This window comes from Actinomadura madurae (assembly GCF_047130825.1).
Taxonomy (GTDB): Bacteria; Actinomycetota; Actinomycetes; order Streptosporangiales; family Streptosporangiaceae; genus Spirillospora; species Spirillospora madurae.
In genome coordinates this window covers 2,980,892-3,001,301 of record NZ_CP083237.1, presented here as the reverse complement: position 1 = coordinate 3,001,301, position 20,410 = coordinate 2,980,892, and the positions used below count along the sequence as shown (strand labels likewise).

The 20,410-nt window shown below is 72.5% G+C and carries 18 protein-coding genes and 4 tRNA genes; 16 read left to right on the top strand and 6 right to left on the bottom strand.

The features are described 5' to 3' along the window. Positions 1–109: 109 nt before the first annotated feature. On the top strand, positions 110–847 hold the full coding sequence (locus tag K8Z49_RS13545; RefSeq protein ID WP_021597884.1) for a TetR/AcrR family transcriptional regulator C-terminal domain-containing protein: 738 nt from the start codon (positions 110–112) through the stop codon (positions 845–847). Here K8Z49_RS13545 and K8Z49_RS13540 read toward each other — a convergent pair. Continuing rightward, the gene (locus tag K8Z49_RS13540; RefSeq protein WP_024935048.1) at positions 820–1,674 is read right to left on the bottom strand and encodes a TIGR02452 family protein; all 855 of its coding nucleotides are present in this window, start codon (positions 1,672–1,674) and stop codon (positions 820–822) included. The genes K8Z49_RS13545 and K8Z49_RS13540 overlap by 28 nt on opposite strands. Positions 1,675–1,750: 76 nt before the next feature. Between K8Z49_RS13540 and K8Z49_RS13535 the strand changes: the two genes are divergently transcribed. The 3 genes from K8Z49_RS13535 to K8Z49_RS13525 all read left to right on the top strand — a co-directional run bounded on the left by K8Z49_RS13535 (position 1,751) and on the right by K8Z49_RS13525 (position 6,675). Continuing rightward, positions 1,751–2,614 (top strand): DUF3152 domain-containing protein, encoded by an 864-nt coding sequence (locus tag K8Z49_RS13535; RefSeq protein WP_412519038.1) that lies wholly within the window; start codon positions 1,751–1,753, stop codon positions 2,612–2,614. Positions 2,615–2,683: 69 nt separating this feature from the next. Beyond that, complete coding sequence (locus K8Z49_RS13530; protein WP_075020228.1) at positions 2,684–4,117, top strand: 3' terminal RNA ribose 2'-O-methyltransferase Hen1; 1,434 nt, start codon at positions 2,684–2,686, stop codon at positions 4,115–4,117. Next, positions 4,114–6,675, top strand: coding sequence for a polynucleotide kinase-phosphatase (locus K8Z49_RS13525; RefSeq protein WP_412519035.1), 2,562 nt, complete (start codon positions 4,114–4,116; stop codon positions 6,673–6,675). Before K8Z49_RS13530 ends, K8Z49_RS13525 begins: the two co-directional genes overlap by 4 nt. Before the next feature lie 54 nt (positions 6,676–6,729). On the opposite strand, the gene K8Z49_RS13520 is transcribed toward K8Z49_RS13525, so the two are convergent. The 4 genes from K8Z49_RS13520 to K8Z49_RS13505 form a co-directional block, all read right to left on the bottom strand. Further along, positions 6,730–6,996, bottom strand: a complete 267-nt coding sequence (locus tag K8Z49_RS13520) for a zf-TFIIB domain-containing protein (RefSeq protein WP_024935050.1) — start codon at positions 6,994–6,996, stop codon at positions 6,730–6,732. A gap of 67 nt (positions 6,997–7,063) precedes the next feature. After that, positions 7,064–7,963 (bottom strand): phosphotransferase family protein, encoded by a 900-nt coding sequence (locus K8Z49_RS13515; protein ID WP_412519033.1) that lies wholly within the window; start codon positions 7,961–7,963, stop codon positions 7,064–7,066. Between the two features lie 8 nt (positions 7,964–7,971). Continuing rightward, positions 7,972–9,651, bottom strand: a complete 1,680-nt coding sequence (locus tag K8Z49_RS13510; RefSeq protein WP_021597891.1) for an AMP-binding protein — start codon at positions 9,649–9,651, stop codon at positions 7,972–7,974. A 64-nt stretch (positions 9,652–9,715) separates the two neighbouring features. After that, entirely contained in the window at positions 9,716–10,258 is a 543-nt protein-coding gene (locus tag K8Z49_RS13505; protein WP_111829801.1) for an Lrp/AsnC family transcriptional regulator, read from the bottom strand. Between the two features lie 105 nt (positions 10,259–10,363). Between K8Z49_RS13505 and K8Z49_RS13500 the strand changes: the two genes are divergently transcribed. From K8Z49_RS13500 to K8Z49_RS13475, 6 genes are all read left to right on the top strand, one after another. After that, entirely contained in the window at positions 10,364–11,557 is a 1,194-nt protein-coding gene (locus tag K8Z49_RS13500; protein WP_024935052.1) for an MFS transporter, read from the top strand. Positions 11,558–11,836: 279 nt separating this feature from the next. Then, the gene (locus K8Z49_RS13495; RefSeq protein ID WP_412519031.1) at positions 11,837–12,682 is read left to right on the top strand and encodes a hypothetical protein; all 846 of its coding nucleotides are present in this window, start codon (positions 11,837–11,839) and stop codon (positions 12,680–12,682) included. A 72-nt stretch (positions 12,683–12,754) separates the two neighbouring features. Next, a complete protein-coding gene (gene manA / locus K8Z49_RS13490) occupies positions 12,755–13,879 on the top strand; it encodes a mannose-6-phosphate isomerase, class I (RefSeq protein ID WP_412519029.1) in 1,125 nt (374 codons plus the stop codon). Beyond that, positions 13,876–14,787, top strand: coding sequence for an ROK family protein (locus K8Z49_RS13485; RefSeq protein ID WP_021595731.1), 912 nt, complete (start codon positions 13,876–13,878; stop codon positions 14,785–14,787). Before manA ends, K8Z49_RS13485 begins: the two co-directional genes overlap by 4 nt. A 224-nt stretch (positions 14,788–15,011) precedes the next feature. Continuing rightward, a complete protein-coding gene (locus tag K8Z49_RS13480; RefSeq protein WP_143118300.1) occupies positions 15,012–15,440 on the top strand; it encodes a hypothetical protein in 429 nt (142 codons plus the stop codon). 473 nt (positions 15,441–15,913) lie between these two features. After that, positions 15,914–16,177: a sigma factor-like helix-turn-helix DNA-binding protein gene (locus tag K8Z49_RS13475; protein ID WP_235206397.1), complete on the top strand. Its 264-nt coding sequence runs from the start codon at positions 15,914–15,916 to the stop codon at positions 16,175–16,177. On the opposite strand, the gene K8Z49_RS13470 is transcribed toward K8Z49_RS13475, so the two are convergent. Beyond that, the gene (locus K8Z49_RS13470; RefSeq protein WP_075020247.1) at positions 16,165–17,043 is read right to left on the bottom strand and encodes a LysR family transcriptional regulator; all 879 of its coding nucleotides are present in this window, start codon (positions 17,041–17,043) and stop codon (positions 16,165–16,167) included. The two genes, K8Z49_RS13475 and K8Z49_RS13470, sit on opposite strands and share 13 nt — an antisense overlap. A gap of 81 nt (positions 17,044–17,124) precedes the next feature. On the opposite strand from K8Z49_RS13470, the gene K8Z49_RS13465 reads away from it, so the two are divergent. The 6 genes from K8Z49_RS13465 (at position 17,125) to K8Z49_RS13440 (ending at position 20,391) form a co-directional block, all read left to right on the top strand. Further along, positions 17,125–17,973, top strand: coding sequence for an oxidoreductase (locus K8Z49_RS13465; protein WP_412519026.1), 849 nt, complete (start codon positions 17,125–17,127; stop codon positions 17,971–17,973). A 195-nt stretch (positions 17,974–18,168) separates the two neighbouring features. Next, positions 18,169–18,253, top strand: a tRNA-Ser gene (locus K8Z49_RS13460). A 1-nt stretch (position 18,254) separates the two neighbouring features. Continuing rightward, positions 18,255–18,327 (top strand) — tRNA-Met (locus tag K8Z49_RS13455). 13 nt (positions 18,328–18,340) lie between these two features. Further along, positions 18,341–18,413 (top strand) — tRNA-Arg (locus K8Z49_RS13450). A gap of 2 nt (positions 18,414–18,415) precedes the next feature. After that, positions 18,416–18,487, top strand: a tRNA-His gene (locus tag K8Z49_RS13445). Between the two features lie 59 nt (positions 18,488–18,546). Continuing rightward, a complete protein-coding gene (locus tag K8Z49_RS13440; RefSeq protein WP_412519024.1) occupies positions 18,547–20,391 on the top strand; it encodes a glycoside hydrolase family 3 protein in 1,845 nt (614 codons plus the stop codon). Positions 20,392–20,410: the final 19 nt, after the last annotated feature.

The window sequence follows — 20,410 nt, the reverse complement described above, 5'->3', positions numbered from 1 at the left end:
TCGTGTCAAGTACGATGTTCGGGTTCGACTCGAACTTCTCTCTCAAGTAGAGAAGATATATCGCGATTCGCCAGAGTCAAGATGTATCGCGAGATTGGGAGGTCCCGCCGTGGGCACCGCGCACCCGGACATGCCGACGCCGCCCGGACGCAAGGCCCGCAAGGCCGCGCCGCCGAAGCAGCCCCTGACGCAGGAGGCCGTCGTCGAGACGGCGATCCGCGTCCTGGACGCCGAAGGGCTGGAGGCGGTGACCATGCGCCGCGTCGCGCAGGAGCTCGGGACCGGCCCGGCGTCCCTGTACGCGCACGTGTCGGGCAAGGAGGAACTGCGCGAGCTGATGCTCGACCGGATCGCCGCCGAGGTCCCGCTCCCCGTCCCCGATCCGGCGCGCTGGCAGGAGCAGCTGAAGGACCTGGCCCGCGACATCCGCCGCGTCTACATCTCGCACCGCGACATCGCGATGGTCTCGATGGGGCTGATCCCCACCGGCCCTCACCTGCTGGACGTCGCCGAGGCGCAGCTCGCCCTCATGCGGGCCGGCGGCGTCCCGAAGCGGGTCGCCGGCATCGCCGTCGACACCCTCGGCAGGTTCCTCGACGCCGAGGCCATCGAGGAGACCGCCTACGTCGCGAAGACGCCCGCCGGGCAGGACGCGTGGGAGCACTTCCAGGAGTACTTCCGGCAGATCCGCGACTACTTCTCCGCGCTGCCGCCGGACCGCTACCCCACGATCGGCGGCATGGTGGACGAGCTGCTGGACGAGAACGGCGACGGGCGGTTCGAGTTCGGCCTCGACCTGCTCGTCCGGGGGATCGCGTCCTACGTCGAGGAGCCGCGCCCGTCCTGACCGAAGACGCGCTGGAAGGCGGTGTGCCTGGGGGAGCCCGCGGCGGTGTCCCAGACGGCGAAGACGACGTGCTCGAACCGTCCGGCGAACTCGCCGCCGGGACGCAGCGCCTCGGCGAACACCTCGGCGACCTCCGCCGGGTCGTTGCGGAAGACGCCGCAGCCCCAGGCGCCGAGGACGATGCGGCCGTGCCCGTTGGCGAGCGCCACGGCGAGGACCTTCCGGGCGCGCAGCCGCAGAACCGCCGGGATCCGCTCGGCCTGGGCGGCGTCCCGGATCGCTCCGCGGTTCGGAGCCGCGGACGTCAGGAACGCGATCTCGTACGGCTCCTCCAGCAGGCGCCCGGCATCGTCCCTGAACACCGGCACGCCCGGTGAGTAGATCATGTGGTCGCTGTAGAGCAGATCACCCTGGGCGCGGTGGAAGTCGTAGTACTCCCTGGCCGAGCGCAGCGACTCGTACAGGCCGGACGAGCGCGCCAGCCCCTCCTCCTGGGCGTGCGCCCCGTTGAGGAACCCGCCGCCGGGGTTCTTCGCGGAGGCGAAGTTCAGGGCGAACGGAACCGCCCCCTCCCCGCGCAGCCGGCGTGCGGCGGCGAGCGTGGTCTCGTCGGTCACCTCGATGAGGGTCCCGGTGCCGCCTCCGCCCGCGGGGAGGTTCTTCAGGAGGGTGTCCAGCTCGTCCGGCCGGTACAGGACGGTGTCGTGGACGGCGCGGGCGAGGCCTCCGGCGATCGAGACGGTGCGGCCGGAGGGGGCCGTGTAGTCGCCGCGTTCGAGGATGGCCACGGTCTCCTGCGCGGTCCTGCGGCGGGGATGTCTGCTCATGTCGCCTAGGATTCTGCTGGCTCGGAAAACCCGGTCGCAAACCCTTTTGTGATCATTTCTGGCATCCTGGCTCGCGATGCACCCCACACGAACGCGTACCAGACGGTCCGGCAGGGGGACGCCCGGAGACCTGGACGCGGAGTTCGAGCGGGCGCGACGGGGACGGGTTCGCGGCACGATCGCCGGCATGCTGGCGCTCGTGCTGGTGATCACGGCCGGCGGCGCGCTCGCCTGGTACCTGCGGCCGGGCTCGGACGTGCCCGGTGTCACCTCCGCCGGGAGCGGCGGCGGCACGGGCGGCGAGGAGAACCATGCCAGGGTGGAGACGGAGCCGTCCGACCCGCCCCTCGTCAAGCCCGCGCGTCCCCCGTACGTCCCCGCCAAGGGGTCCGGGAAGTTCGCCCGCCCGACCTCGACCGGCAAGGTGCACGGGCGCGGCAAGCTCATGCGCTACATGGTCGAGGTCGAGGGCGGCCTCCGGCAGGACCCCGCCGCGTTCGCGCGGAGCGTCGACGACATCCTGGCCGACCCCCGGGGATGGACGGCCGGCGGCCGGTGGTCGTTCAAGCGCGTCAGCTCCGGACCGTACGACTTCGTGGTCAAGCTGGCCTCGCCCGGCACCGTCGACCGGATCTGCGGCGCCTACGGGATGACGACCGAGGGCAAGGTGAACTGCAGCGCGGGCAAGCAGGTCGTCGTCAACCTGAAGCGCTGGCTGCTGCTCACCACCTACTACCGCGGGCAGCCCGAGCACTACCACGCGCTGACCATCAACCACGAGGTCGGCCACCGGCTCGGGTACGGGCACATGACCTGCGCCGGGCGGGGCCTCCCCGCGCCCGTCATGCAGCAGCAGATCTTCGGGCTGAAGGGCTGCCGGATCAACGGCTGGCCGTACGACCGCAAGGGCCGGTTCGTGAAGGGGCCCTCCGTTCCCTGAGCGCGGCTCCCGAGCCCGGCGCGGCGAAAAAGAATGTGGGCGTCCGGGACGGTCCGCCACACTTGGGGCGTGCTTTTGACGATCACGACGACGATGGACCAGGCGACCGACCTGGGTTTCCTCCTGCATAAGCATCCGGACCGCGTGCAGCGGTTCGAGCAGTCCTTCGGGACGGCGCACGTCTTCTACCCGGACGCCGACGAGCGGCTCTGCACCGCGGCGCTCCTGCTCGATGTCGACCCGGTCAAGCTCGTGCGCACGCGCGGCAGGAACACCCCCGACTTCTCTCTCGGTCAGTACGTGAACGACCGTCCATATGCGGCGTCGTCCCTGCTGGCGTCCGCCATGGCGAACGTCTTCCGCACCGCCATGCGCGGACGATGCGACCTGCGCCCCGAACTCGCGGAAACGGCGATCCCGCTCGAAGTCGTCCTTCCAGCGCTCCCATGCAGAGGCGGTCCGGGGCAGGCGGAGCGCTTCTTCGCACCACTCGGCTGGGACGTGTCCGCCGTGCCCGTCCCGCTCGACCCGGAGTTCTCCGAGTGGGGCGACTCCCGGTACGTGACCCTCACGCTGTCCGGGACGCTGCGGCTGGCCGACGCCCTCAACCAGCTGTACGTGCTGCTGCCCGTCCTGGACGACTCCAAGCACTACTGGATGGCGCCGGACGAGGTCGACAAGCTCATCCGGGCGGGGGAGGGCTGGCTGGCCACGCACCCCGACCGCGGAGCCATCACCCGCAGGTACCTGGCCAACCGGCGCGGCCTCGTCCGGTCCGCGCTGGGACGCCTCGCCGATGCGGAGGACGCGCCGGACGAGGCGCTCGACCCCGCGGAGGTCGAGGAGGAGGCGCCCGCCACCGAGGAGGACCAGGAGCGGGCACCGTCGGAGGAGAAGTCCGTCCCGCTGGCCGAACAGCGTCTCGAGTCGGTCGTGCGGGCGCTGCGCGAGGAGGACGCGCGGCGCGTCATCGACCTCGGCTGCGGCTCCGGGAAGCTGCTCGCGCGGCTGGCCAAGGACGACTTCTTCAGCGAGGTCTCCGGTACGGACGTCTCCCACCGTGCGCTGAGCCACGCGTGGCGGCGGCTCCGCTGGGACCAGGAGCCGCGCCGGGAGAGCGGCCGCGTCCACGACGTCTTCCAGGGCGCCCTGACCTACGCCGACGAGCGGTTCCGCGGCTACGAGGGCGCCGTGCTGATGGAGGTCGTCGAGCACGTCGACCCGCCCCGCCTGGGCGCGGTCGAGCGTGTCGTGTTCGGCCACGCCGCGCCCCGCGTGGTGGTCGTGACGACGCCGAACGCCGAGCACAACGTCCGCTACGAGGGGCTGGCGCCGGGGGCGATGCGCCACCCCGACCACCGCTTCGAATGGACGCGGGCCGAGTTCCGCGCGTGGGCCGACCGGGTCGCCGCCGACCACGGCTACCGCGTCCGCCACGTGCCGGTCGGCGCCGAGGACCCCGAGGTGGGCGCGCCGACCCAGATGGGGGTGTTCACCCGATGACCGAGATCCGGATTCCGGAGATGGGCCTCGTCCTGCTGGTCGGCGTGTCCGGGTCGGGCAAGTCGCACTTCGCGCGCACGCACTTCCGGCCCACGCAGGTCGTGTCGTCGGACTTCTGCCGCGGGGTCGTGTCCGACGACGAGAACGACCAGTCGGCCACCGGCGACGCGTTCGACCTGCTGCACTACATCGTGGCCAAGCGGCTGCGGCGCGGCCTGCTGACCGTGGTGGACGCGACCAACGTGCAGAGCAAGGCGCGGGAGTCGCTGCTGCGGATCGCCAAGGAGCACGACGTGCTGTCGGTCGCGATCGTGCTGGACGTCCCCGAGAGCCTCGCGGCCGAGCGGAACGCGGCCCGGCCGGAACGCGACCTGGCACCGCACGTGCTGCCGCGCCAGCGGCGGGAGCTGCGGCGCGGCCTGCGGTCGCTGGGGCGCGAGTTCCGCCGCTCCTACGTCCTGACCGGCGCCGAGGAGATCGACGCGGCGACCATCGTCTACGAGAAGGCGTGGACCGACAAGCGGGAGCTGACCGGCCCGTTCGACATCGTCGGCGACGTGCACGGCTGCCGCGCGGAGCTCGAGGACCTTCTGCGCGACCTCGGCTACGAGCTCCGGCACGACGCGGGGGGACGCGCCGTGGGGGCGAGCCACCCCGGCGGGCGGACCGCCGTCTTCGTCGGCGACCTCGTCGACCGCGGGCCCGACACGCCGGGCGTCCTGCGCCTGGTGATGGGCATGGTGGCCGCCGGCGACGCACTGTGCGTCTCGGGCAACCACGAGGCGAAACTGATCCGGGCCCTCCGCGGCCGGAAGGTGCGCCTGTCGCACGGGCTCGCCGAATCCATGGAGCAGCTCGGCGCGGAGGACGACGACTTCCGCGATGGCGCGCTGCGTTTCATGGACGGCCTCATCAGCCACTACGTCCTGGACGGGGGCCGCCTGGTCGTGGCCCACGCCGGGCTGAAAGAGGACTACCACGGCCGCGCGTCCGGCCGGGTCCGCTCGTTCGCGCTCTACGGGGACACCACGGGGGAGACCGACGAATACGGCCTGCCGGTGCGCTACCCGTGGGCGCGCGACTACCGGGGCAAGGCCATGGTGGTCTACGGGCACACCCCCGTCCCCGAGGCGGAATGGGTCAACAACACCATCTGCCTGGACACCGGTGCCGTCTTCGGCGGAAAGCTGACCGCGCTGCGCTATCCGGAGCGCGAGCTGGTGTCGATTCCCGCCCACCAGGTCTGGTACGAGCCCGCACGGCCGCTGGAGGCCTCGCGGGCGGCGGGGACGAGCGCGGGCGGGCACCGGGAGAACGACGTCCTCAACATCGGGGACGTCCTCGGGAACAACGGCGTCGAGACCCGCCTGATGGGCCGGGTCACCGTCCGGGAGGAGAACGCGCTGGCCGCGCTGGAGGTGATGAGCCGGTTCGCCGTGGACCCGCGCTGGCTCGTCTACCTGCCGCCCACGATGGCCCCGGCCGAGACGTCGTCCCTTCCGGGCTGCCTGGAGCACCCGGCGGAGGCCCTCGCCGCCTACCGGGGGAAGGGCCTCCAGCGGGTGGTGTGCGAGGAGAAGCACATGGGCTCGCGCGCCGTGGCGGTGGTCTGCCGTGACGCCTCGGTCGCCGCGGAGCGCTTCGGCGTGACCGACGGGACGACCGGTGCCCTCTACACCCGGACCGGGCGCTCCTTCTTCCGCGACCCGTCCCGGACGGACGAGGTCCTCGACCGGCTCCGCGCCGCGATCGGCGCCGCCGGGCTGTGGGACGAGCTGGACACCGGATGGCTCGTCATCGACGGCGAGCTGCTGCCCTGGTCGGCGAAGGCCATGGACCTCATCCGCACGCAGTACGCCGCGACCGGCGCGGCGGCCCGCGCCGCGCTGCCGGTCGCGTCCGGCGTCCTCGCGCGGGCGGGGGCGCGCGGTCTCGACCTCGGCGGGCTCGAGGAGCGCATCGGCCGGCGCGCCGCCAACGCGTCCCTGTTCCGGGACGCCTACGCGCGGTACTGCTGGACGGTGGACGGGCTGACCGGCATCCAGTTCGCGCCGTTCCAGATCCTCGCCGGAGAAGGGCGCTCCTGGGCGGACTCGCGCGACCACGACTGGCACATGGCCGCCGCCGGCCGGCTGGCGGAGGGCGACCCGAGCGGGTTCGTCCGGCGGACGCGGTCGCTGGAGGTCGACCTGACCGCGCCGGAGGCGGAGGCCGCCGCGGTCGAATGGTGGGAGAAGCTCACCGCCGCGGGCGGCGAGGGGATGGTCGTCAAGCCGCTGGGCCCGGTTCCGGAGGGCACGAGGATCCAGCCGGGCGTCAAGTGCCGCGGGCCGGAGTACCTGCGGATCATCTACGGCCCCGACTACCTGGAGCTGGAGAACCTCGACCGGCTGCGGCGCCGCTCGCTCGGCCGCAAGCGGTCCCTGGCGATGCGCGAGCACGCGCTCGGCATCGAGGCCCTCGCGCGCCTCGCCGGCGCGGAGCCGCTGTGGCGCGTGCACCAGGCCGTCTTCGCCGTCCTGGCACTGGAGTCGGAGCCGGTCGACCCGCGCCTGTGACCGGCTCTCCGCCGCGGCCCGCCTCCCGTCGGGGGGCGGGCCCGCGACGGCCGGTCAGGTCGTGAAGAGCATGTGGAACACGCCGCCGTGATGAGGGCGGTGGTGTCCGCCGTGGTGATGGTGGTGGACCGAGGCCGCGGGGGCACCCCATCCCGGCGCCGCGGCGGGCGGAGGCGCCGCCCTGTACTGCGACTCCATCTGGCTCAGGGCCTCAAGCTCGCCGTAGTCGAGGAAGATGCCCCGGCAGCTGTCACATTGCTCGATGTGGACGCCGCTGCGGGTGTAGGTCCGCATCACGCCACGACACTTAGGGCAGTGCATCGCCTTGTCGTCCTTCCGGTATGGATCCCCAGGTAGAGGCTAAAGGTAGGGCAGGTTCCGCGCCACGTCATGCCGCGTCCCCGGCCGCGGATATTCTCGCGCAGGCGTCGACCATCGCCTGCTCGGGCCCGTCAAGTGGTCGATCTTCCCTCCTCGCGGATATGACGCACGTGGCGGCGATCTGGATCGCAAGACTTCGGGCGGGGACGTCCAGGACGTTCCACGGGTCGCCCTGCGCCGGGACGGCCGGGCCGCCGGCGTCCCTGTACGCGCCGAGAAAGCGGTCCCAGTCGTCTGGAGGCAGGACGCCGGCGGAGTAGAGCGCCGCAGGTCGGGCGAGGTCCCAGGCCGGGTCGCCCCTGCCGAGGTCTTCGACGTCGATGAGCCGCCAATGGCCGCCGGGTATGCGGACCATTTGCCCGAGATGCCAATCCCCGTGGATAAGGCAATGGGTCCTGGTCGTGGGTTCGTGGCTGTCACCGCGTATCCAGGTGGGAAGCGTGGCGAACGCGCGCCGCACTTCGTCCTCGGGGGAGCCGTCGTCAAGGCCCGAGACCAGTCGCGCTACACGGATCGGGCGTCCCCAGGGAGGCGCGTCCGCCGGAACGGGCATCGCGTGGAGGGCCGCCAGGAGGCGTGCACCCTCCTCCCAGGGGAGAACCTGGGACGGGTCCACGGGGTCACCGAACGTCGAGAGCGTCACCATCCGGCCGTCCACGGTGAGCGGCGGGCCGAGGGGGCCGACCAGCAGGTCCGGCAGCGTCCCGGCCAGCCGGAGCCGGGCCAGGAACGGGTCCCCGTACTCCCGGTCGGCCTGGTGCGCCTTCACGACGACGTCCCCGACACGCACCACGAGGACGCCGTGCCGGTCGTACAGGGTCTGCGGGGGACCGGCTTCGCCGGCCTTCTCGCGGCCGATGCCGGCGAGCCGTGCGAACAGCTCGGACTGGACGGTCTCGGTGTGCACCCGCTCAGTCAACCACTCTGCGCCGAGCGCATCCGCCGCGTCGGCGAGGCGACGAACTCGTCCCGCAGCCGCTGGCGGACGACCTTGCCCAGCATGTTCCTCGGCAGGTCCGTCCGCGGGAGGAACTCGGAGGGCACCTTGTAGTGCGAGAGGTAGCGCTTGCAGTGCCGCCGCAGCTCGTCCGCCGAGAAGGGGTAGGCGGGATGCTCGACCACGTGGGCGATGACGCGCTCGCCCCGCCGGGCGTCCGGGACGCCGACCACCGCGCAGTCGTGGACCGCGGGGTGGCGGCGCAGCACCTTCTCCACCTCGGACGGGAACACGGTGAACCCGCTGACCTTGATCATGTCCCGCTGGCGTTCCAGGATGGTGATGAAGCCCTTCTCGTCCATCACGCCGATGTCACCGGTGCGGAGCCAGCCCTTCGACAGCGCCTGCGCGGTGGCGAGGGGCGCGTTCCAGTACCCGGCGAACACCTGCGGCCCGCGCACGACGACCTCTCCGGTCTCGCCCGGCGGCAGCACCTTCGTCGGCTCGTCCTGGTCGACGATCACGGCGTCGGTCATGGGCAGCGGCAGCCCGACCGTCAGGTTCCGGGCGCCGCCCCCGAGCGGGTTGGCCGTGACGGCGGGGGACGCCTCCGTGAGCCCGTAGCAGTTGATCAGGCCCCGGGCGCCGACCTTGTCGAGCCGGTCGATCGTCCCCTGCGTGAGGGCCATCGCACCGGAGATGTAGATGCGCAGCGACCGCAGGTCGTCCGGGCGGAAGCGCGGGCTGTCGAGGACCTGCTCGTACAGCGTCGGCACCCCGGGGAAGATGGTCGGCCGGTACCTGCGGATCGCCCGCACCACGCGGTCGCCGTCGTAGCGCGGGAGCAGCACCACCGCCCCGGCCGTCATCACCGGGGCCACCAGGCAGCTCGTCAGGCCGAACGAGTGGAACAGCGGCAGGACCGCCAGCGTCACGTCCTCGCCGGGACGCCCGTCGAGGTCCCACGCGTGCTGCTGGCAGGCGTTCGCCACCAGGTTCCGGTGCGTCAGCATCGCGCCCTTGGGACGCCCCTCGGTCCCGCCGGTGTATTGAATGGCGGCCAGATGCCGCGCCGGGTCGAGCGGGAACTGCCGCACAGGCTGCCGGGGCGCCCGCTGCAGATCCTTGAACGGGACGACGCCGGGATCGCGGGGCACGTCCGCGGTGATGGCGGCCCGGCGCTTCTGCGCCTGCACCAGCGGCAGCCGCAGGGCCATCCGCCTGGACAGCGGAAGGTGGTCGACCAGCGACGTCACCACGATGTGGTCGAGGCGGAGCCGCGAACGGACCGCGCGCACCGTCGCGTAGGAACGATCCAGGACGACCGCGACGCGCGCGCCGCAGTCCGCGAGCTGCCGGAGCATCTCCTCCTCGGTGTACAGCGGGTTGTGCTGGACGGCGACCGCGCCCCGCCGCAGCACGCCCCAGAACGCGATGACCTGCTGCGGGCAGTTCGGCAGGATCAGCGCCACCCGGTCGCCGGGCTGCACGCCGAGCCGGTGCAGGCCGGCGGCGAACCGGTCGGCGGCCTCGCGCAGGTCGCGGTAGGTCATCCGCCGCCCGAAGAAGATCAGCGCGGGCCGGCGCGGGTACCGCTCCGCGGCGTCGTCGAGCAGCCGGGTGACCGGGACGTCCGGAATGTCGATCTTTCCGGGCACCCCGGGCTGATACCACTGCCGCCACGGTGTGGAACGTAGTGACGAGTGCCACATAGCGCCCGATTCAATCACCTCCCGCAGGTCCGCGCTCCCTCGCCGGCCGGGCCGGCGCTGCCCGGCGCGTCCAGCCCTCGGAGGCGGTGACCGTCCGGGCCCCGGGGGACGGCGGCTCCACGGGCCGTCCCTCGTAGGCGGTCGAGAGCACGATATGCGAGTTCATCTCGCCGTGCTCGCCGAGCCGCTCCAGCAGCCCTTCCAGGTGCGGCATCGAGGCGACCCGCACCCTCAGCATGGAGCACCAGTTCCCGCTCAGCTTGTGCACCTCGGTGACCTCGGGCAGGTCCTCGGCGGCGGAGGTCTTCAGCAGGCAGCGGCCGTGGGCGCAGCGCATCTGGACGAACGCCGTCAGCGGCTGCCCGACCCGCGCCGGGTCGACCCGCGCCTGGTAGCCGGTGATCACACCGGCCTCCTCCAGGCGGCGCACCCGCTCGGCGACCGCCGGCGCCGACAGGTTGACCAGGCCCGCCAGCCTGTTGAAGGACAGCCGCCCGTCCCGCTGCAACTCGGCGAGGATGCGCCAGTCCGTCTGATCAGGCTCTCTGTCCATGCCGAAAGTCCTCTCGCCGAAATGCCTTTCAACCTAAAGGTCGTGGCGGATGAATACCAGGAAGCTCCCATTCCTCGGGCTGATCAGTCTTTCTAGCGTTAAAGCATGAATACTCGATCTCGTCCCATGGCGGCGCTGTGTTCCGGCACCGCCCTCATGAACGCGTCCATGGCGGTGGCGAGCGCGACCGGCACCCTGGTCGCCGCGGACCGGCTCGGCGCCGGCTGGGGCGGCGTCCCGGCCACCGCCGGCATCGTCGGGACCGGTCTCGGCGCGCTGGCGCTGACCCGGCTGGCACGCCGCACGGGCCGCCGCCGCTCCTTCGTCCTCGGCTACGCGGCCGCCGCGGCGGGCGCCTGCCTGGCCGCCGCCGCGGTCGCGTCCGGCGACGTCATCGGCCTCTGCCTCGGGATGCTCCTGCTGGGCCTCGGCAACGCGGGCGCGCAGCTGTCGCGGTACGCCGCGGCCGACCTGCACCCGGCCGGGCGCCGCGGCTTCGCCATCGGGCTCGTCGTCTGGTGCGCGGCGGCCGGCGCGGTCGGCGGGCCGCTGCTGCTCGACCCGTCCGGCACGGCCGCCGCCGGAGCGGGCCTCCCGGCGTTCACCGGCCCGTACCTGCTGGCCCTCCTCACCTGCGCGGGCGCCGCGTTCGCCGCGACGGCCGGCCCGCGCGGCGCGGCGACCACGCGGGCCACGCCGTCGGTGCGGGAACTCGCCCGCACGCCGGCCGCGCGCTCCGCGCTCGTGGTGATGGTGACGGCGCAGGTCGTGATGGTCGCCGTCATGACCGCCGCGCCGCTGGAGATGCACATGCACGGCGACGGCCTCGGCACGGTCGGCATGACGCTGTCCGCGCACACCCTGGGCATGTTCGCCCTGTCACCCGTGACCGGCCGCCTGTTCGACCGCCACGGCGCCCGCCCGGTCATCCTCGGAGGGCTCCTCACGCTGGCGCTGTCGACGGCGGCCGCCGCCGTGCTGACCGGCCCGTCCGGACGCGCCCTCGCGCTCTTCGCGCTCGGCTACGGGTGGAACCTCTGCTTCGTCGGCGGCAGCGGCCTTCTCGCCCGCGACCTGCCCGAAGAGCAGCGCCCGCACGCCGAGGGAGCCGTCGACGCCGCCGTCTGGATGATCGCCGCCGCCGCGAGCCTGCTGTCCACCGTCGTGCTGTCGGCGGGCGGCTACGCCGTCCTGGCCTGGGCGTCCTGCGCCGCCGCGCTCCTGGTCGCGCTCGGCCGGTCGCGCCGCGGCGGGCCGGTGCCCGCGGAGGCGGCCCGGCAGCCCGCGCGGCACCCCTGACGTCAGATCCGGCCGGTCCCGCGGCAGACGTTGCACCGTTCGCGGGTGGCGGTGCTGGTGCCGGTCCCGTTGCAGCCGGGGCACGACCGCGTCGCCGGTTTGTTGTGCTTCCCCACGTCACACCCCCTGGGCGTCCATTCTAAGGGCTCGGCCGATCCGGTACCGGGCCCCGATCATGAGTTCGCCGACGAGGCCTCCCAGGTTCACCAAGAGCGTTGCCGAACCCGAACCGTGACGGTCACCGTGCAAGAAGTAGGGGAACCGCGAGGGGAGATCGGCATGTTCGACGCGGCCGCGACGGCGGACGAGCGGGTCCGGGAGGCCGCCGGCGCCACCGGGCGGCTCCGGCTCGCCGCCGAGTTCTACGCCGGCGACCGGGCCCGCTACGGCCGCGCCGAACTGAGCTTCCTGCGCTGGGCGATCGCCCGCGGCGTGCTGAACCCGCCCGGCGGCGCCCCACCGGGAAGCCCCTGGTGGCGCGCCGTCAACGACCGGCTGCTGCGCGACAAGGCCGAGGCCGCGCTGCTCGACGCGGGCCGCCCCGGCGAGCCGTCGTCGCGGAGCGTGCTCCTCTGGGGCGAGTTCCTCCGCGTCCCGTCCCCGGCGGCCTGGTACCGCGCCCACAACGCCAGCGTCGTCACCGGATACCTGGACGGCGAACCGCTCGCCCTCGCCGAACTGCCCGCCGAGCGCTTCATGATGAACGTGGCGCTCGTCCGCGTCCTGTACGCGCACGCGCTGGTGGCGCGGCCCCGGCTGGCCCTCGGCGCGTTCGCGCCGCTCGGCACGCTGCTCGGCGACCCGCGCGGCGGCTCCGTCGGGTTCTTCCTCGACCTGCGCCGCGCGTTCCCCGAGCGGTACCCGCTGGACGGGCTGTCGGCCCGGGACCTGGTCGCCGCCGAGGGACCGCTGCCGCGCGCCCTCGACCACGGCGTGATCGTGCCGCGGCTCGTCCCGCTGTACGACTTCGCGGGCGCGTCCCTCGGCCTCCCGGGCATCGAGGGCATGATCGGCGACGGCGTCCCCTGCTACGCCGGGCGGGCCCGCCGCGCGGACTGGCACGCCGCGGGGCCCCTGCCCCTCACGGCCCGCCTGACCGCCTACGCGGTCCGGGTACGCGCCTGAGACTTGTACGCTATCCCTCACGAGCGCCGGCTTCCCGTAATGGCGCCCAAGGTAAGGAGATCGCGCAGGTTGGTGCCCTTGCCGCTGACCACCGCGATCCGGCCCTATGACTGGGGATCGCGGACCGCGTTGCCCGCCCTGCTCGGCGTCGAGCCGACCGGGCGCCCGCAGGCCGAACTCTGGGCCGGAGCGCACCCCGCCGCCCCGTCGTCCGCCGGCGGGACGCCCCTCGACACGCTCATCGAACGCGACCCGCTCGGCATGCTCGGCGCCGCCTGCGTGGACCGCTTCGGGCCCACCCTCCCGTACCTGCTCAAGGTGCTGGCCATCGAGAAACCGCTCTCACTCCAGGTGCACCCGACCATGGCCCAGGCCGAGGCCGGGTTCGCCCGCGAAGAGGCACGCGGCATCCCCGTCGACGATCCGGCCCGCACCTACAAGGACCGCTTCCACAAGCCGGAGATGGTCTGCGCCCTCACCGACTTCCACGGCCTCTGCGGCTTCCGCGACCCCGCCGAGACCGCCGACCTCCTCAACGGCCTGGCCGTCCCCGAGCTGCGCCTGTGGATCACGATCCTGCGCACCGAGCCGCCCGCGACGGCGCTGCGGACCGTCCTCGGGCAGATGCTGGACGAGTCCGCCCGCCCCGCCCTCGCCGCCACCGAACCGGCCCTGACCGGCGTCCACGCCGCCATCGCCCGCGCCTACCCGGGCGACCGCGGCGTCCTCGCCGCGCTCCTGCTCAACCACGTCGAGCTGAAGCCGGGCGAGGCCCTCTTCCTGGACGCCGGAGTGCCCCACGCCTACCTCGGCGGCCTCGCCGTCGAGATCATGGCGAACTCCGACAACGTCCTGCGCTGCGGTCTCACCGGGAAGCACATCGACGTCCCCGAGCTGATGCGCGTGGTCGAGTTCGCCCCCTCGGCCCCCGACCGCGTCGAACCCGCCGCCGGCCGCTACCGCGCGTCCGCGGAGGAGTTCACCCTCGTCCGCCACGACCTCACCCCCGTCCCCGACCTCCTCCCGACCGGCCTTCCGCAGACGCTGCTCTGCCTCGAAGGCGAAGCCCGGCTCACGACGGACCAGACCTTGACCCTCACCCGGGGCGACGCCGCCTTCATCCCCGCGAACGCCCCCGCGACCCGCCTCACCGGCGAGGGCACGCTCTACCGCGCGCTCCCGGGAATCGGTTCATGACCGTCCTCGCCCTCGACATCGGCGGCACGAAGTTCGCCATCGCCCGCGTCGACGCCGCCGGAACCCTCCTCGACCGCGCCGAGCACCCGGTCGGGCAGTCGCCGACCGCGACCCTGCGCGGCCTCGTCGCCGACTTCGCCGGCCCCGGCCTGACCGCCGTCGGGATCGGCTCGGCCGGCCCGATCGACACGGCGGCCGGCACCGTCAGCCCGATCAACATCCCCCGCTGGCGCGGGTACCCGCTCGTCGCCGCCGTCCAGCGCCTCGTCCCCGGCGTCCCGGTCTCCCTCGCGGGCGACGCCCAGTGCATGGCGCTCGGCGAATGGTGGCGCGGCGGCCACGGCGGCTCGTCCCTCCTCGGCATCGTGGTGTCGACCGGCGTCGGCGGCGGCCTCATCATCGACGGCCGCCCCTGGACCGGCCGCACCGGCAACGCCGGCCACATCGGCCACGTCGTCGTCGACCACGACGGTGAGCGCTGCGTCTGCGGCGCCCGCGGCTGCCTGGAGACGATCGCGGGCGGCCCGAGCATGGTCCGCTGGGCCCTGGCCCAGGGCTGGACGCACGCACCCGGCCGCCCGGACGCCAAGGCCCTGGCCGCCGCCGCCCGCGCCGGCGCCTCCATCCCGCTGGCCGCCTTCCACCGCGCCGCCGGCGCCCTCGCCACCGCCATCCTCAACACCGCCGCCGTCCTCGACGTCCGCGACGTCGTCATCGGCGGCGGCGTGGCCGCCGCCGGCGACCTCCTCCTCGCCCCCCTCCACAAGGCGATCGCGGACCGCGCGGGCATGCCCCACCTCCGCGACCTGCGCGTCTCCACCACCACCCTGGACCGCGACGCCGGCCTCTACGGCGCCGCCGCCCTGGCCCTCCTCACCGCCAAAACCCCCCTCCACCAAACCCCCTGAAACCGGAAGGCCGGCGCAGCGGCCTCCAGGCCATCGGTGGACAGGGGGTGATCCGGAAGCCGCTGCTCGGGCGCTGGCACGCGTACGGCACGCGGAGCTGCCGCTGCCCGCGGGTGCCGACCCGTCCGTGCGGGACTTCCTGTGCCCGACCTCGACAAATCCTCTGCATCGGGTATGAGTCATGGAGCACAGACTCACGTGGAGGGCTTCCCTAGGTTCCACACGTGATCGAAAACGATGCAGGTGAAGGCACGGGTTCCCGCAGCGGCCGCGAAGTGAGGCAGGGACAGTTCCCGTTCGCAGTCCTCACCGACAAGAGCGTCGTCATGGCCGAGTTCCGCACGAGCCTCGAATCACAGGGGCCCGGTTGGGGCTACGCCGAAGTGACGGAGTGGACGCTCACCCACCACGGGCACCCGTTTCGGGTCACCGCCGAGAACGAGAAGGCCGCCTATCTTCCCATCAGCGAGCGCAGGACCCACGGCAGTCGCAAACCGCTGAAGGCGCGACCGTCAGGGCCGTGTGAAGTGGTGACCTACTATTATTACAAGGCCCATCATTACGGATCGATCTCAGGTGATGTGACGCTCGCCTTCGACCCCGTCAACATGACCGTCGACGTCCGAGCAGACTTTGATATCGATCTCGATTGACCACTCACGCATCCTCTGTGCCTGGTGGACGCCGTCGTGTAGCGGCGGCAGCTGTGCAGGATGTTCCACCGCTTCATGTGCTCGACGCGGGCGCGCAGCGCTTGCGGACAGAGGGCGAGGGGCATGCGGTGACGTGCCATCCGCAGTCAGCGGGGCAGCGGTGGCGATGACCTGGCCATTTATCGCCGTGGTCATCGTGGTCACGCGTTTTCCATGGCCATGGGAATCCCTCCTCCCTGCTGAGCGGGAGGGCGGTCGGTCTTGGGAGCCGATGCAGGTCGGGTTAAGGCGGCCGTGATCGACGGTGCCGGAGTGATGCTCTGGCTTCTCTTGCTTGTTCTTGCAGGTGAGCGGCCTTACCGGTGAGTCGGCGGGGCCGGGGTGGAGGAGGCGCGGATAAGTCCTCCTCATTCCTTCCTTAACGCGGGCATAAGGAGGGCGGCTTGAGGGGGTGGGGATGGGAGGTTCTTGGCGTGGCACTGCGAATGGGCAAAGACACCGGTTCGTTCGCCCCCGGTTCGCCGGGGGAGCGGATGCGCCCCGCGGTGGTGGCCCGGGCCTTCCAGGCGCTGCCGTCGGCGCACCGCGAGATCCTCACCGAGACGGTCTTCAGGGACCGGTCGGTCAATGAGGCCGCCGCCTCGCTGGGGGTGCCGGTGGACGTGGTGAAGGTCCGCGTCTACCAGGCGCTGCGGGCGCTGAGCGCGGCCGTGGAGGCGCCGCGTCAGACCGTCTGAGAGAGTTCTCGGACGATCGTGGCGAACGCCTGGACGAGCGGGCCGTCGTCGTCCCAGGCGAGCGCGACGCGTAGCGGCTCCACGTCCGTGAGGGGCACCCAGGTGAGGCCGGGGCGCGTGTAGTACAGCCCCATGCTGGACGGCGCGAAGCAGATGGCCGTGCCCTCGGCGACCTGTTCGAGCATTTCCTCGACGTTGTCGTTGGTGGGTCCCCAGCGTGGTTCGGATCCGTCGGGGCGGGGGTTGACCGCCCACCAGTCCACCCAGGCGCGGGGGGCGCGCCTGGTCCACATGAGGGGCTCGTCGTTGACGTCCATGATGGAGACGCTCGCCGCGGAGGCGAGCGGGTGGGTCGTGGGGAGGCCCACGACGCGGGGCTCGGTGTGGACGAGCTCCGAATGCAGGCCCGTCAGGTCGGCGGGCAGCCACACGAAGGCGACGTCCACGTCGCCGGCGCGGAGGGCGGCGGTCTCGCCGCCCCAGTCGAAGCGCTTGGGCTCGACGCGGACGTCGGGGTGGGCGCGGGCGAACTCGGCGCGGGACCGGGTGGTGAGCTCCCCGGCGCCGCTGGCCTCGAAGCCGACGCGCAGGACGCCGGTCCGCCCGCGCCGGTGCCGGTCGGCGACGGCGGTGACGCGGGCGGCCTGCCGGACGGTGCGGCGGGCCTCGGCGATCACGTCGCGTCCGGCGGGGGTGGGGGTGACGCCGCCGGGGTGCCGGTCGAAGAGGCGCAGGCCGAGTTCGGTCTCCAGCCTTCGCAATGCGTAGGACAGCGCCGGCTGGCTCACGTAGAGGGTGGCGGCGGCGCGGCCGAGGTTGCCCTCGTCCGCGATCGCGATCAAGTAACGCAGCTGGCGCAGCTCCATGCTGCGATCATAAAGGTTCTTTATCGGGTGAGTTGATCTTTGTCTTGGACGGGGAGCTTCGTGGTCTGCGATAACCGTCGCATGACGAACACGAATGAGAACGGACGGGTCTGGCTGATCACCGGGGCGAACTCGGGCTTCGGGCGGGCGATCGCGGAGGCGGCGCTGGCCGCGGGCGGCACGGTCGTCGCGGCGGCGCGGCGGCCCGAGACGCTGGACGACCTGGTGGCGCGCCACCCGGGGCGGGTCAACGCGGTCGCCCTGGACGTCACCGACCCGGCGCGGGCCGCGGACGTCGTCGCGGACGCCGTGCTGTGGCACGGGCGCGTCGACGTGCTGGTCAACAACGCGGGGCGAGGGCTCGTCGGCGCCGTGGAGGAGACCACGGACCGGGAACTGCGCGACCTGATGGAGCTGCACTTCTTCGGCCCGGCGGCGCTGACCCGCGCGGTGCTGCCCCACATGCGCAGGCAGGGGGGCGGGGCGATCGTGCAGATGTCGAGCATGGGCGGCCGGTTCTCGTTCCCCGGCGTCGGCGCCTACTCGGCGACCAAGTTCGCCCTGGAGGGGTTGTCGGAGGCGCTGGCCCAGGAGGTCGCGCCGTTCGGCATCAAGGTGCTGGTGGTCGAGCCGGGTTCGTTCCGGACGTCGTTCGCCGGCGGCGGTCTCTACCAGACGGCCGCGATGCCGGAGTACGCCGGGAGCGTCGGCGCGGTCCGCGCCGGGCTGCCGGGCAGTGACGGCAAGCAACCGGGCGACCCGGCGAAGGCGGCGGCGGCCATCGTGACGGCCTTGGACGCGGAGGACACGCCGCTCCGGCTGCCGCTGGGCAACGACGCCGCGGACGCCGTCGTGTCCGCGCTCGCCGGGGCGCAGAAGGAGTTCGAGGCCTGGGAGGGCACGGCGCGCGGAACCGATTTCGACGAATGAGCCGATAAAATGGGTTGCCGGGGCGGGAACCGTCCCGGCACCATGGACGTCGAAGGCAGCGAGACCGGAAGGAGAGGGAAAGATGCGCGGTCATCGAGTGCACAGCAGCCCTTCCGGTCGCGGGAGCCGCCGAAGGACGTGACACGTCCTGACGCCTGACCGCCCGGAGCATGACGGGCGGTCTTTTGGTTTTCCGGAGGGTTGGCCGAGCGGGAAGGCAGCGGCTTGCTAAGCCGTCGTCAGGGTCATCCCTGCGCGAGTTCGAATCTCGCACCCTCCGCGCTGAGCAGGGACGCTGGTGCGTCCGGCGGTCTCATAAGCCGCATCAGGTACGTTCGATTCCTGCGCTCAGCACGCTTGAAAACACGTCTTCGTGGCGCAGTGGAGAGCGCGCCGGGTTGCGGACCCGGAGGTCGCAGGTTCGATTCCTGCCGGAGACACGGCCTTCGTGGTGTAGTGGTTCGCACGCCGGTTTGTGGTGCCGGAGGTGTCGGTTCGATTCCGGTCGGAGGCCCTGCCAGATATTGCCCAGGCGCTGGCGTCCGGTTGCCGTGCGTTTGATCAATTCCGGAAATGCCCTTCCGCATGGACATCTCGTCGTCAAGGGTGCGCCTGGCCGCCTTCGGCGTGCTCGGCGTGCTCGCGCTCGTCGCCCAGGGCGGTCCCGTCCGGGCGGAGCCGGGGCCCGCGCCGTACCTCGATCCGCGGCTGTCGGTCGAGGACCGGGTCGAGGACCTGCTGGATCGGATGAGCCTGGACGACAAGCTCGGCCAGATGACGCAGCCCGAGCGCCGGTACATCACCACGGGGGAGATCACCCGCCACCGGATCGGGTCGGTGCTGTCCAGCGGCGGTTCCGCGCCCGACCCGAACACGCCGCGGAACTGGGCGGACATGTACGACGGCCTGCAGAGGGCCGCGCTCGCCGGGCCGCTGCGCGTCCCGCTCATGTACGGGGTGGACGCGGTGCACGGCCACAACACGGTGGTCGGCGCGACGATCTTCCCGCACGCCATCGGGCTGGGCGCGTCCCGTGACCCTGCCCTCGTCCGCCGGATCGGGGCGGCGACCGCCGAGGAGATGGCGGGGACGGGCGTCGACTGGAGCTTCGCACCGTGCGTGTGCGTCGCCCGCGACGACCGCTGGGGACGGACGTACGAGTCGTTCGGCGAGGTGCCCGAGTTGCCCGCCGCCATGACGACGCTCATCGACGGGCTGCAGGGCGACGAGCCGGGCCCCGCGTCCGTCCTGGCCACCGCGAAGCACTACGTGGCGGACGGCGGCACCGAGGGCGGAGACGACCGGGGCGACGCGCGGATCTCGGAGAAGGAGCTGCGCGCGGTCCATCTTCCGCCGTTCCGCGCCGCCGTGCGGAGAGGCGTCGGCGCGGTGATGGTCTCCTACAGCTCCTGGAACGGGCTGAAGATGCACCGCAACCGGTACCTGATCACGGACGTCCTCAAGCGCGAGCTGGGTTTCGACGGGTTCGTCGTCTCTGACTACAACGGCATCGACACGATCGACGGGCGACCGGGGTTCACCAGGGAAGAGGTCGCCATCGCGGTCAACGCCGGCATCGACATGGTCATGGTGCCCGTGGATTGGCGCAGGTTCATCGACTACCTGCGGGACGCGGTGAAGCACGGCGACGTCCCGATGGCCCGCGTCGACGACGCGAATCGCCGCATCCTGACCAGGAAGTTCCAGCTCGGCCTGTTCGAGCGCCCGATGGCCGACCGGGCGTACCTCGCCTCGGTCGGGAGCGCCGCGCACCGCGGGCTGGCCCGGCGCGCGGTCGCCGCCTCGCAGGTGCTGCTGAAGAACGACGACGCCCTCCCGCTGTACGAAGACGACAAGGTGTTCGTCGCCGGGCGCGCGGCCGACGACATCGGCATGCAGTCGGGCGGCTGGACGATCACCTGGCAGGGCGGGACGGGCCCGGTGACACCCGGCACCACGATCCTGGACGGCATCCGCGAGGTCGCGGATCCGTCCGCGACCGTCACCTACAGCCGGGACGGCACGGGCATCGACGGGTCCTACGACGCGGCGATCGCGGTCGTGGGGGAGCGGCCGTACGCCGAGCACCACGGCGACCGGACGGATGCCATGGGCCTCGACGACACGGATTCGAGAACGATCGGCCGGCTCCGCGCGTCCGGCGTCCCGGTGATCGTGGTGCTGGTGTCGGGCCGCCCCCTCGACGTCGCCGCGCAACTGCCCGGGTGGGACGCGCTCGTCGCGTCCTGGCTGCCGGGGACCGAGGGGGCGGGCGTCGCCGACGTCCTGTACGGCGAGACCGCCCCGACCGGCCGGCTCCCGGTGACCTGGATGCGCGGCGCGTCCCAGCAGCCGATCAACAGGGGGGACGGCAAGAAGCCCCTCTTCCCCTTCGGCCACGGCCTCACCTACGAGTGAGCATGATCGTCGGCGCCAC

What these genes read in the sequence shown, in the direction of transcription:
- K8Z49_RS13540 (WP_024935048.1), bottom strand. Translation starts at nt 1,674, where the DNA reads ATGAGCAGACATCCCCGCCGCAGGACCGCGCAGGAGACCGTGGCCATC.
- K8Z49_RS13535 (WP_412519038.1), top strand. Translation starts at nt 1,751, where the DNA reads ATGCACCCCACACGAACGCGTACCAGACGGTCCGGCAGGGGGACGCCC.
- K8Z49_RS13525 (WP_412519035.1), top strand. Translation starts at nt 4,114, where the DNA reads ATGACCGAGATCCGGATTCCGGAGATGGGCCTCGTCCTGCTGGTCGGC.
- K8Z49_RS13520 (WP_024935050.1), bottom strand. Translation starts at nt 6,996, where the DNA reads ATGCACTGCCCTAAGTGTCGTGGCGTGATGCGGACCTACACCCGCAGC.
- K8Z49_RS13505 (WP_111829801.1), bottom strand. Translation starts at nt 10,258, where the DNA reads ATGGACAGAGAGCCTGATCAGACGGACTGGCGCATCCTCGCCGAGTTG.
- K8Z49_RS13500 (WP_024935052.1), top strand. Translation starts at nt 10,364, where the DNA reads ATGAATACTCGATCTCGTCCCATGGCGGCGCTGTGTTCCGGCACCGCC.
- K8Z49_RS13495 (WP_412519031.1), top strand. Translation starts at nt 11,837, where the DNA reads ATGTTCGACGCGGCCGCGACGGCGGACGAGCGGGTCCGGGAGGCCGCC.
- K8Z49_RS13485 (WP_021595731.1), top strand. Translation starts at nt 13,876, where the DNA reads ATGACCGTCCTCGCCCTCGACATCGGCGGCACGAAGTTCGCCATCGCC.
- K8Z49_RS13470 (WP_075020247.1), bottom strand. Translation starts at nt 17,043, where the DNA reads ATGGAGCTGCGCCAGCTGCGTTACTTGATCGCGATCGCGGACGAGGGC.
- K8Z49_RS13465 (WP_412519026.1), top strand. Translation starts at nt 17,125, where the DNA reads ATGACGAACACGAATGAGAACGGACGGGTCTGGCTGATCACCGGGGCG.
- K8Z49_RS13440 (WP_412519024.1), top strand. Translation starts at nt 18,547, where the DNA reads ATGCCCTTCCGCATGGACATCTCGTCGTCAAGGGTGCGCCTGGCCGCC.